Raw genomic sequence first — 11,126 nt, 5'->3', positions numbered from 1 at the left:
TAGCAATTACCGCCGACTGTTGATCCCCCAATCATACCCCGTATCCACCCACTTGAATTTGCCGCCACGCAAAACCTCCTGCGCTGGCCCTGCAGGCACGTACTTCGCCCAGAACGCGCCCACCCCCTCGAGTGATCCACCGAAATCCTCGCGGTACCAGGTGAAGATGGGTGATCCGTACACCGTGCCGCTCTTCACGTCGACACGGTTTTTCGCCGTCTGGGCGAGAAAACGTCGCGCCTGATCGTCGAGTTGCGCATCGAGTCGATCGGCGGCGAACGCTTCGCTACGCAGAGGTGGACATCCCATCGCCGCGCACACCAACGCTACGTGGATGCGCGGATCCTTGAACTGCTGGCGGATGATCTCGTGCTCCACGTCGTCCAGCGTGAGTGTGCGACGATCGGCTTTCACGATAGGCTCGGCCCACGGACTCTTCAGCGTCACGCCGAGCACTTTGTTGATATTCCGGATGGACTTTCGTTCTTTGCGACCATTCAGCAGCGCAATGGTGTACGCGTTGTACACGTTGATCCAGTAGGCGAGCTGCTCATTGCGCGGAAGGGCGGCGGCCTGCACACGGCTGAGCTGGTCGAGATAGGTAGCGAAACGCGGGTCGCGCTGAAACGCGTCGTAGTCCACCAAGCCATCGGTCACGTATGCCCCGAGCATTGCGTTCCATGCAGAATGGTCGATGGTGGGCGCACTCCCGACAGCGGCGCTTTGCGCAGGCAACAGGCGCGGTACGGTCGTCGTGCCCAGCGAGATCAACAGCACGCTGATCCATCCGGCACGTTTGGCGAGTGCGGGTGCGTACGACAACGCGAGCAGCAGCACGCCGGCGATCGCGACGCGAATGAACGCGGTCTGTCGTGCGCCCTCGGTCCCCGCCAAGAGCGAGTCGGCGAAGTAGGTGTACACGCTGGTGCCCGGGAGAATGCCGATGGCGGTCGCGGCCATGTAGTGCGACAGACGAACGCCGGCCAATCCGGCGCCGAAGTTGAGGGCGTTGAAGGGCACCACGGGTATGAGTCGTAACCGCAGCATCGTGAGAAACGCACCGTCGCCAAGCAGGCGGTCGAGTGTGCCCGCGCGGGAGCCGAGCAGGCGCCGGAGCGCGTCGCCGCCCAGAGTGCGGGCGAGCAGGTACGCACCGGTGGCGCCGAGCGTGGCCCCGATCCATGTGAGCGCAATTCCGGCACCTATGCCGAAGATGGCGCCGCCAGCCAAGGTCAGCGGGAGTGCAGGTAGTCCGATGGTGGCCACCACGACATAGACCAGCACGAAGATCGCCGCTGCAAACGGGACCTCGCGCGCTTGGCGAATGGTCGTCCCGATCCGCTCCGCGCTGATATACTCATCGAAGCCCAGCATGCGCGCCACAGTCCACAGCGTGACGAGCAAGACAACGAAGATCGCGAGTCGCAGCCACGCATCGCGTCTTCCATCCCTTCGGCCATTCGTCTCCATGTCTGAACGTACTCTCGATCTGATCGCGGTGGGCGGTGGAACGGCGGGCTTGGTGACCGCCGCCGGCGGGGCCGGTCTGGGTGCCCGCGTGGCCCTCGTGGAACGGGACCGCTTGGGTGGCGAGTGTCTGTGGAACGGTTGCGTGCCCTCGAAAGCGCTTATCGCTGCGTCGCGCGCAGCGCATGCGGCCCGCACCGCCCCTCGCTTAGGCGTACACCCGAGCGACGTGCGAGTGGCATTCGACGAAGTGCTCGACCACGTGCGGCGAGTGCAAGCCCGTATTGCGCCGAATGATTCATCCGAGCGGTTTCGCGGACTCGGCGTGCATGTGGTGGAAGGGTCGGCGCGTTTCATCGATGCGCATACGATTCAGGTTGGCGAGGAGCGACTTAAGGCGCGGCACATCGTGATCGCCACCGGCACGCGGCCCGCTGTACCGTCGATACCCGGCCTGACCGACGTACCGTACCACACGAACGAAACGATATTCTCGATTGATGCCCTCCCGCGCACGTTGTTGGTGTTGGGTGGTGGCCCGATCGGCATCGAGCTCGCGCAGGCGTTCGCACGCCTCGGGTCCACTGTGTACGTCATCGAGACGGCGTCGGATTTCTTTCCGCGTGAGGACCGGGAGCTAGCGGTCATGCTGCAGCAGCAGCTGGAAGGTGAAGGCGTGCGGTTGATGCTGAACACCACGGCCACGGCGGTTCGTCGTGAGGGCGAGGATATCGTGCTCACCGTGACGCGTGATGGCGTGCCACACGACGTCCGAGGCGATGCACTATTGGTCGCCGTTGGACGCACGCCGAATGTAGAAGGGTTGGGGCTCGACGAGATCGGTGTACGCACCGACAAGGGGGGCGTGATCACCGACGGCGCACTGCGTACCGGCGTGACCGGCGTATACGCCGCCGGCGACATCGTGAGCGGCGGCCTCAAGTTCACGCACGTGGCCGATCACATGGCGCGCAGCGTGCTGCGTAACGCGCTCTTTCCCGGATTGAGCAAGGTGGATTACTCCGGCGTGCCGTGGGTGACCTACACCGATCCTGAGCTGGCACACGTCGGCCTCACCGAAGCCCAGGCCCGCGAACGGTACGGCAGCGGTGTCGGCGTGTGGCGCCGCGAGCTGGCAAGCGTGGATCGCGTGATGACCGATGCCGGACCGGCCGGACTGGTGAAGATCATCACCGCTCCCAAAGGACGTGTGGTCGGTGGACATATTCTTGGCGCGCACGCCGGCGACATGATCGGCGAACTCACCATGGCCGTGACCCTCAAGCTCACAGTGGGACAGATCGCGTCGGTGATCCATCCCTATCCCACGACTGCCGAAGCGATCCGTCAGGCGTCGGAGCAGCGACGCAAAGCGGGATTCACAGGGTGGAAGAAATCGCTGGTGTCATGGCTGGCGCAGCACGTGTAGACGTGAACAGCGAGGTGATGATGCCGACGGCGAAGATGAGCGGGATGCCGTACATGGCCCACGGCCAGGTGTAGCCACCCGCTTCGCCCACCACGACGTAGCAGCCCACGCCCCAGGCAACGCCCACGAGCATACTTGCCCACGCACCGGCGGTGGTGGCGCGTGGCCAGTGAAAGCCGGCCAGCAGGGCGAACGACAGTGCGGCCACCGGGATATTCGCCAGGATGAGGCGATCGAGAATCCGGTCCACGAGGAACGTGGCCCCTAACCAGCTACTGATGGCGAACAGCACGAGCAACATGCGCTGCGACGAGACGGTGGCGAATTGCGGTCCGCCGAAATCGGCGGCGACCATGGTGGCCATCGCGCTCCACACGCCGGCCAGCGTGGTGAGTGCCGCACCGAAGAGCACAGCGTACGCGAATCCGCGCAGTCCGCTGGGTAGCCACGCCAGGATCATCGTTGGCACGGCGAGTTGTGCGTCAGCTAGCGGTGGCTGGGAGGCACGCAAGTGTGCCGCCGCGAGCACTACCGCACCGTACAACACAAACACCAGCACGGCGCTGATGCCGACTGCGCGGAAAGCGATGTTCGTATTGCGAGCCGCGAAGATCTTTTGCCCGTACCACGGCGCGGCAATATACGTGAAGCACGTGATCACCATTAGCGTGGACACGAATCGCATCGGGAGCGCAGCACTATTCCATTGCGCCACCGGATTCAACGTCAGCTGGCTAGCGGGAAACACCGTAGACAATCCGCCTGCGAGCGCGCTCTGCTTCATGCCGAGGACCAGCAGCAGCGGCAGCAGCACGAGAGTTGCAAGGAACGCCACCACGTCGGCCCGAACAATCGACACCAGGCCGCCGGGGAGCACCGCCAGTAGCACCACAAGGGACAGCACCGCCGACAGCATCGGCACCGGCATCCACGCCGGCGCGAGCGGCGTAAAGAGCAGGGTTAGCGACTTTACGTAGGTGGCGGTGAATCCCGTCATCGCCAGCAACAGGAGCAGCGACGCCGTCCGGCCAACTCCCTTGGAATAACGGATGGTGAACAGTTCCGCCACCGATAGACGGTCGAAGCGCTTCCAGGCGCGGGCCACCGTCACGGTATAAAACAGCAACCCCACCAGAAACACCGCAGGCAGCGCCAACGCCATTGGTCCCGCCCCGTAGCCAGCGGCGGCGAAGGCAAGCAGGGTGCTGGTATTGAATTCCGTCATCACCAGCGTGGCGACCAGCGGGAACAGCGACAGGTCTCGCGACGCTACGGTAAACGAAGCGGCCGACGAAGCCTGACGCCATCCGGCTCCCGCCAAGGCGCCGAGCAAGGCCGCGAAGGCCGCGATATCGAGTGGACTGACAGCCATGCGTAGGGGTTGGGAAACAGGGAAAGGAACTCAGGAGTAACGAACTGACTATGTACGCCAGTCATAAAAGGTTCGGAGCTGCACGTCACCTTAGGGAGTCTTGATGAACGAATGGACCGTGGTCGCCCAGTGGCGACTGATGTTGATGGCCGTGGTTTATGTCGCGGCAGGGATAATCGTTCCGCGCGCAGCAATGGGACAGGCATCCACCGCTACCATCGAAGGCACGGTGCGAAGTCAGCCGGGTGCGCCGGTGGTCGGCGCGGAGGCCGCAGGGCAGGGCACGCGCGCCGTGACCGATGCCAACGGACGGTTCCGTCTGGTCGTGGTCGCCGGTTCGCCCATGGTGCTCACGGTCACGGCGCGCGGCTATTCGCCCACGCACGTGCCGGTGGGGGCGCTGTTCGCCGGCAGTCTTCGCTCGATCTCGGTAGTGCTCACTTCGCTGGCCACGCTCGACGCGGTCTCGGTGATCGCACCGCGCGTGCGGCCCCTGCTGAACACCGCGAATGCCGTGACCGGCGGATCTATCGAAGCGCGCGAGCTGACCTCGCTGCCGACCGACGCCCGCGACCCCATCGCGCTTCTCTACAACATTCCCGGCATCACGCAGGCCACTGGGTTTTTCGGTGACGCGCCGCGGCTGTCGTTCAACGGCGGCAATTCGCTGTACTCGCAGAACCTGCTCGATGGGCTCGACAACAACGAAGGCTTTCTGGGCGGACCGCGCGTTGAGGTTCCACTCGGGGCCATCGCGCGCATGGACGCGCTGGTCAACACGTACTCCACGCAACTCGGCCGCAGCCCCGACGGCATCGTCGACATTACGTCGGCCGCCGGCCGCGCCAAGCTCACCGGCGATGCGTTCGTGTATCAGCGCCCAGGACGTCCGCTCGACGCGAGGGTGCCGGTCACCTTTGGCGTCGAGCCGAATGCGCTGGCCGCCAGGCAGGAAGGATTTCAGCGGGTGCAAGCAGGCGGGTCGCTGCGTGGTGCGATCAATCCCGCCCGCACGTTCTTCGCCACCGCCGCCGAGTACACGCGCGAGCAGGAAGATCGTATCGGGTCCACGGCGCAGGCGCAGTTTCTGGGCACGGAAACGCGCCAGACGTGGAAGGGATACGGCCGAATCGATCACGGCTGGACGCCGACGCAAACCACCACGTTGCGCGTGGCGGCGAGCGCCGTGGACCGCGAAGGTGATGGCAGCGGTGTGCTCACGCCGGAAGCGGACATCACGACGCGACGCATCGGATCGCTCACGGCGCTGATTCATCGCAGCGCGCTGCGCGAGGGACGCGCCTCGAACACGGCGTCGGCGCAGTTCGGCACTTTCCGCTGGTACTTCCCGCCCGCGCGCAGCGACTTCTCCCGACCACAGGTCACGGTGCTGGCGCCGGATCTGTCTACGCAGGCCATTGTGGGCTCCAGCAATTTCGTGTTCGATGAAACCGAGCGACAATGGCAGCTGCGCGATGTGTTCGAGACCGCAGTCGGCGAACGTCATACCCTGCGCGTTGGAGGGGATGTAATTGTCGGCTCGTTTCGGTTGGCCGCTGCCAGTACGAATCCCAATGGCTCCTATGTCGTCGTCAACGACGGCAACATTGCGGCGAAGCCCGGCAGTCCGCTCTCGATCACCGATATTCCGGCGAATGCCCGCGTGCAGTCGTACACGATCGACGCGCGCCCGCAGCAGGTGAATCTGGCGCAGGCGCTGTACAGTGCATTCGTGGAAGACACGTGGCGCCCCACGCCATCGCTCACGGTGGTGGGCGGCCTTCGCTGGGACTACGATGACCTTACATCGCGTGGCGAGAGTGATCCCGACCTCGACAACGTGCAGCCGCGCCTGTCGTTCAACTGGGCGCGAACCGGACACGATGTGATCCGTGGCGGCTTCGGGCGCTACGCCGGCAAGCTGCCCTATGCGATTTACTCCGATGCGATTCAGCTTGGGGCATCCGGGAACGCGGTACTGACATTCAGCGGTGTGAACGCGCCCACCTTCGGCGCGGGACCGCTGCCCGCAAATATTCCCGATGCCGCTGTGCAGTCGGTGCCACGTGAGATCTTCCGCGCGTTCGCCCTCGGTCTCGAGCAACCCATGAGCTGGCAGACCACGCTGGGGTATCAGCGTCAGTTCGGCCGCGCATGGGCGCTCAGCGCTGATCTCGTGTGGAGCGAGACGCGCAACTTGCCGTTCACGGCCGATCTCAATCCGATCGCGCGACGACTCACGGCTGCGGACTCGCTGCCACTGGTCTGCGCGAGCTCGTTCGCGTGCGCGGGCGACGCGTCGCGGCCGAACAGTCCGGCCACGGCCGGCTATCGTCGCTTGTCTACGGCGCAGAGCGGTGGATCGGCGCGGTATGTGGGCATGTATGTCGCGGCGCGTCGCGCCCTCACCGAGCGATGGCAGCTCGATGCCAACTGGGTCTGGTCGCGTGCGCAGAACAATACCGAGGACATCAACTTCTCGGCCACGCAAGGCAACTGTTTCGACACCAATCGCATCGATGCCGTCACGGGCGCGGCGTGCACCAGCGATGAATGGGCCGATGCCAACAACGATCGCCGCCATCGCGTGACCGTACGTAGCGTGTACGAATCGCCACGCGGATATACTGTCAGCATGATCGGCGATGCGCAAACCGGCGTGCCGCTCAACAGATTGGCTGGTGCCGTGTCCGGCAGCGGCGTTGCGCGATACGACCTGTTGGGCTCGGGCCCGATTCGTGGCAACGGGTTCATCGGCAACGCCGACCGTTTCTTCGGCGTCGCGCGCAACTCCGAGCGATTGCCGGGCTTCGTGACCATTGGTGCCAGCGCATCGTATCGGCCGCACTTGGCGGCACTCCGTGGCGTCGAGCTGCGGGCCGAAGCGTTCAACCTGCTCAATACCCTCGCTTGGGGCGGGTATGCGAACGGCATCGGCGGTGGCGGCAGTCGTACGCAGTTCGGCCGCCCGGGCGATCCCGTCTTCCTGTTCTCAGCGGCCCCGCCACGGCAGTTTCAGCTCTCGGCCCGCTACCTCTTCGGCGATCGTGGCGCGCTCTGACCCGCGCGCGGCGCTTCGCGCTAGCTTCGTAGCATGATCGACGAACCGTTTCGACAATGGCTCGCGCGTCGCTGGAGCGCTCCAGCAGTGGCGCTGCATCGGGCGGGGATCACGGCCAATCAGGTCACGGTGGTGGCCGCGATGCTCGGTGTCACAGCAGCCGCACTGATTGCCGTGCGGCTCACGTGGTTCGGCATTTCGCTGTGGCTCGTGAGCCGATTGTTGGACGGCTACGACGGCATGCTCGCGCGGTTGTCGGGCGGCGCTTCGTTGTTCGGAGGCTACCTCGACATCACCCTCGATATGCTCGCCTACACGACGATGGCCATCGCGTTCGCCATCGCCATGCCCGCCGACGCTGTGCTCTGGATGTTGGTGCTCTTGGGTTACGTGCTCGCGATAACCACCACGCTGGCGCTGTCATCGCTGGCCGAGAAGGCAGACCGTCAACTGGGTGGCGAACGGTCGATTCAGTTCACGCGCGCGCTGGCCGAGGGCGGCGAAACCACGGTGGTGTACGTGGTGATTGCGCTCGCCCCTTCGGTCAGCCGATATGTGTTGGTGGTGTGGATCGCGCTGCTGGCTATTACGGTGATACAGCGAACCGCGCTCGCACGGCGGCTGTTGCCGTAGCGGTCAGCCGGAAAGCTATTTCTTCTTGGTGGTCACCTTGATGACACCATTCACACCGGCTTCGCCGTAGAGCGCCTTCGCGGCCTCGCCCTTCATGATTTCGATCGTTTCGATCGCGTCGGGCTTCAGTGAGTTGAGCGCCGAGGATTCCACCTGCTGGCCGTCGATGAGAAGGATGCCAGTGAACGGCGTCTTCGAAGATCCCGCGATCGTCACCACCCGAGCGGGCGCACCTCTGAGTAGTGCTGTCGGCATGGCGCCCTTGGTGTTGATCTGGACCTGCTGCGTCTTGCCGCCGCGCACGTTGATGGTAGCGATGCTATCAGCCGAAAGTGCATTAGCCTCGGCACGCGAGACTTGCTTGCCGTCCACGATATAAAGCGCCGTGGTGGTGTCGAGTTTGGTCAACAGCGTCATGCGCTTCTCCACGCCTTGCACATCCATGTTCTGTAACTCGGCGGCCGTGGGCAGCTGCGATTCACAGGCGGCAAGGAGGGCGACGGCGGCCAGCAGGCTGCTGCCGATGCGACGGGAGCGAATGAACTGCGACGGGCGTGAGGTCATGGTGATCAGTCTCCGTTCGAGGTGAGAAGCGTGATAGGAGAACGCGGGGCTGGTGAGCGCGAGCGGGGTGCGGGCAATACCGCCAGGCATGAACTGCGGAGCGTGCGACGACAATTCGATGAGGAGCTGGCCGTACTGCCGTGGCGACGCGCCGGTACCGAGCACGCGGCCGTCGCAATCGAGTTCAATGGCCAGACGAAGACGGGCGAGAACGAACCAGGCGATCGCATTCCACGGCATGAGCGCAATGGCGCCGCAAGCGGCAAGCAGAAGCAATGGATCGCGGGCGGCGATGTGCGATTGTTCGTGTGCGACGACGAGCTGCTGTTCGTGGGGCGTGCGCTCGAGCAACCACGCCGGAACCACAATGCGTGGGTCACTCACACCGATCACCGCAGGGCCAAGGGCGCCGGTGACACTCACGGCCACACCGTTGATGTCGTGCAATGAGGCGCGCTGCAGTGCGGCGCGATGACGACGATAGCTCACGCCGAAGGCCAGCAGCACGAGCGCCGAGCAGAGTGGCCACGCCAGCGTGATGGCCTGTTGGGCGAGTCGCGGTGCGCGATCGAGCGGGCCACCGATGGTCGTAATGCTCCAGGACACCGGGGCGGAGACCGCGCGGCTGACGCCCGAGGCGATGGCGTTGATTGCGGACTGTAGGTCGAACGCCGGTGCAGAGACGGTGCGTGGGGTTGGCGTGCTGACGGCGACCACGTCCAGCGTATTCGCGGCGTCGGGGGGCGCGGTGCGCAGCGGGGCCGCGAGCACCAACAGTAACGACGAGAACAGGGCACCGGCCCAGATCAACCGCGCCGGCAGCGCACGACCGGCGAGCCGCTGCAGCAGCATGGCGGCAGCGGCAAGGAGGGCACTCACCACGATCGCCTGCGTCATCCAGCCCATCATCAGCGATGGTGTCATGCGTCTTCCCCCAGCCGCTCGTCGAGAAGCGAGCGCATACGCTCCATCTCTTCGCGCGAGAGCTGCTTATCCGACACGAGCTGCGTGAACATGCGCTCGGCCGATCCCTGATAGATCGCGTCTTTGATACGGGTCAGCGCACTCCGCCCCGCACGCTCGGCGGCCACGGCGGGGAAGTAGCGATAGGCACGACCCTCGGGCTCATGCCGGACGTAGCCTTTGTCTGTCAGGGTCTGGAGGGCAGACAAGACGGAGGTGTAGGCCAAGTCGTCGTCCATAGCGTCGCGGACATCGGCCACGGTGGCGGAGCCGAGGCGCCAGAGGACACTCATCACGGCGAGTTCGCGGGGGGGGAAATGGATATCGGTCATGGCGGCTGGGCGTCTGCTGGTATGTCAGTACTGGTTAGGCAGTAGTATTACCAAGCCGGAACTATTTGTCAACTGGATTCTCCGTGGGTATAGCTCTGGGCTGTTGTTGTGGGCTGTTGGCTGGGGGTGATGGGTTTTGGGTGATGGGTTTTGGGTGACTGCGGGCTAGGATGCCACCGGATTGAGGCGTTTCACGAGGTTGATGAGCATTCGGCGTACCCGTCCGATTTGCGCGAGAAGATCATCGGCGACAAACGGCGGGAGCGCCTGCGTATCGCGCGCGAGCATGAGGTGGTTCGCGGACTCGGTCGCAGAGCCCAGTGCGATCGCGAGAAAACGCACGAACTGCGGGTCGGTGAGCTGACCCGACCCTTCGGCGATATTAGCCGGGATCGAATCCGCGGCTCGTCGTAGCTGATTGATCAGCTCCGAGCGACCTCTGGCAGCTTGTTTTGACGCGCGATCGACTGCCACCGCGTAAGCGTGCGCCTCGTGCCACACTCGAAGGTTCTGGAAGTCTTGCATTACGTCGAGTGTACACGCGACGTCGAAAACCATGTCATCGAATCGTCGCACGCATGCTTATCCCTTCGCGCCGTTCGCAGTCACCCAAAACCCACTACCCAATACCCAACACCCCCAGCCAATAGCCCACAGCCCAAGAGCCCAAAGGCCAGCGGCCAAAGCCCAAAGCCCACAGCCCACAGCCCCTAAACCGTACAAACCTCCACTGCCTCCCTCAACGACGTCATCCCCTCCCTCCTCGGCAAAAACTCGTGCGCAAACACCCCACGATAGCCTGTGCCCGCGACAAACTCCGCGATCCCGCGATAATTGAGCTCTTGCCCGCCATCGATCTCATTCCTCCCCGGCACTCCCGCCGTATGGAAATGCGCGATCCACGGCAAATTCGCTTTGATCGTCGCGATCACGTCGCCTTCCATCACCTGCATGTGATAGATGTCATACAGCAAGCGGAAACTCGGTGAGTTCACCCCTGTCGCCACCTCGACCGCCCACGCCGTATGATCGGCATGATAGTCCTTGTGATCGACTTTGCTGTTCAGCATCTCCATGCACAGCACCACCCCATTCTGCTCGGCCGTCGGCATCAATCGCTTGAGACCCGCAACACAGTTGGCGATCCCTTCACCGTCCGACAGCCCACCACGATTGCCGCTGAACACCACGATCTTCTGCACGCCGGCCGCCGCCGCCCGCGGAATCATCGCTTCGCCATCGGCCACCAGCTTGTCGTGCTGATCGAGCCGATTGAAGCCCACTGGAATCGCGCCGAAACTGCGT

At 64.2% G+C, this 11,126-nt stretch carries 9 protein-coding genes; 3 read left to right on the top strand and 6 right to left on the bottom strand.

Annotation, left to right across the window (positions count from 1 at the left end):
* Positions 1-6: 6 nt before the first annotated feature.
* The gene (locus tag ACESNG_RS20830; protein WP_373060631.1) at positions 7-1,404 is read right to left on the bottom strand and encodes a DUF547 domain-containing protein; all 1,398 of its coding nucleotides are present in this window, start codon (positions 1,402-1,404) and stop codon (positions 7-9) included.
* Positions 1,405-1,468: 64 nt separating this feature from the next.
* On the opposite strand from ACESNG_RS20830, the gene ACESNG_RS20825 reads away from it, so the two are divergent.
* Positions 1,469-2,896, top strand: a complete 1,428-nt coding sequence (locus ACESNG_RS20825; RefSeq protein ID WP_373060632.1) for an NAD(P)/FAD-dependent oxidoreductase — start codon at positions 1,469-1,471, stop codon at positions 2,894-2,896.
* Here ACESNG_RS20825 and ACESNG_RS20820 read toward each other — a convergent pair.
* Positions 2,847-4,268, bottom strand: coding sequence for a sodium:solute symporter family transporter (locus ACESNG_RS20820; protein ID WP_373070655.1), 1,422 nt, complete (start codon positions 4,266-4,268; stop codon positions 2,847-2,849). The genes ACESNG_RS20825 and ACESNG_RS20820 overlap by 50 nt on opposite strands.
* 103 nt (positions 4,269-4,371) lie before the next feature.
* Here ACESNG_RS20820 and ACESNG_RS20815 point away from each other — a divergent pair, with 103 nt between their 5' ends.
* Both ACESNG_RS20815 and ACESNG_RS20810 read left to right on the top strand, forming a co-directional pair.
* Positions 4,372-7,329, top strand: coding sequence for a TonB-dependent receptor domain-containing protein (locus ACESNG_RS20815; RefSeq protein WP_373070653.1), 2,958 nt, complete (start codon positions 4,372-4,374; stop codon positions 7,327-7,329).
* Positions 7,330-7,362: 33 nt separating this feature from the next.
* Positions 7,363-7,962, top strand: coding sequence for a CDP-alcohol phosphatidyltransferase family protein (locus tag ACESNG_RS20810; protein ID WP_373060635.1), 600 nt, complete (start codon positions 7,363-7,365; stop codon positions 7,960-7,962).
* 15 nt (positions 7,963-7,977) lie between these two features.
* On the opposite strand, the gene ACESNG_RS20805 is transcribed toward ACESNG_RS20810, so the two are convergent.
* The 4 genes from ACESNG_RS20805 to ACESNG_RS20790 form a co-directional block, all read right to left on the bottom strand.
* On the bottom strand, positions 7,978-9,450 hold the full coding sequence (locus tag ACESNG_RS20805) for a M56 family metallopeptidase (protein WP_373060636.1): 1,473 nt from the start codon (positions 9,448-9,450) through the stop codon (positions 7,978-7,980).
* Complete coding sequence (locus ACESNG_RS20800) at positions 9,447-9,821, bottom strand: BlaI/MecI/CopY family transcriptional regulator (protein WP_373060637.1); 375 nt, start codon at positions 9,819-9,821, stop codon at positions 9,447-9,449. Before ACESNG_RS20800 ends, ACESNG_RS20805 begins: the two co-directional genes overlap by 4 nt.
* A 165-nt stretch (positions 9,822-9,986) precedes the next feature.
* Positions 9,987-10,379 carry a four helix bundle protein gene (locus ACESNG_RS20795; protein WP_373070652.1) on the bottom strand — a complete coding sequence of 131 codons (393 nt, stop codon included), beginning with the start codon at positions 10,377-10,379 and terminating at the stop codon, positions 9,987-9,989.
* 152 nt (positions 10,380-10,531) lie between these two features.
* On the bottom strand, positions 10,532-11,126 hold a 595-nt coding region (locus ACESNG_RS20790), incomplete at its 5' end, for a hydroxypyruvate isomerase family protein (RefSeq protein WP_373070651.1).

Source organism: Gemmatimonas sp. (genome assembly GCF_041689975.1).
In the GTDB taxonomy this organism is placed as follows: Bacteria; Gemmatimonadota; Gemmatimonadetes; order Gemmatimonadales; family Gemmatimonadaceae; genus Gemmatimonas.
This window is presented reverse-complemented; position numbering and strand designations above follow the sequence as displayed.